At 61.8% G+C, this 545-nt stretch carries 1 protein-coding gene; it reads right to left on the reverse strand.

Annotated features, from left to right (window positions below; genetic code table 11):
* A partial coding sequence (locus Q1A48_RS21335; protein WP_299948884.1) for an Ig-like domain-containing protein occupies positions 1-545 on the reverse strand: 545 nt, incomplete at both ends.

Here is a 545-nt window from a genome sequence, read left to right on the forward strand (position 1 = left end):
TCGCATTGCCTTCGTCGACAGCAATCAGCGCACCCTGGCTATCCACGGCAGCAATCGCCGTATCGCTACTGGTCCAGGCGACGCTATTGGTCAGATCCGCAGTGGTGCCATCGCTATAGGTGCCCAGGGCGGCAAGCGGTTGGACGTTGCCTTTGGGCAGGCTGGCGGTGGGCGGTGTGACCTGAATGCCGGTTAAAATGGCACTGGTCACCGTGATGGCCACGCGATTACTGACAACATCGTCCCGGCTGGCAGAAATGGTGGTATTACCCAGGTCCACTGCGGTGAGCTCACCCAGGGTGTCCACGGTGGCAATGGCGGTACTGTCGCTGCTCCAACTGACGCTGTCGGTAAGATCCAGTGTGCTGCCGTCACTAAAGGTACCCAGCGCGGTGAGTTGTTGGCGGTTGCCCTTGGGCAGGCTGGCGCTTGGCGGTGTCACCTGAATGGCGGTCAGGACGGCATTGGTGACGGTGACCGCCACACGATTGCTGACAATATCGCCCAGGCTGGCCGTGACGGTGGTGCTGCCGATCGCCACGGCC

The sequence above is a fragment of the uncultured Microbulbifer sp. genome, assembly GCF_947489355.1.
GTDB lineage: Bacteria > Pseudomonadota > Gammaproteobacteria > Pseudomonadales > Cellvibrionaceae > Microbulbifer.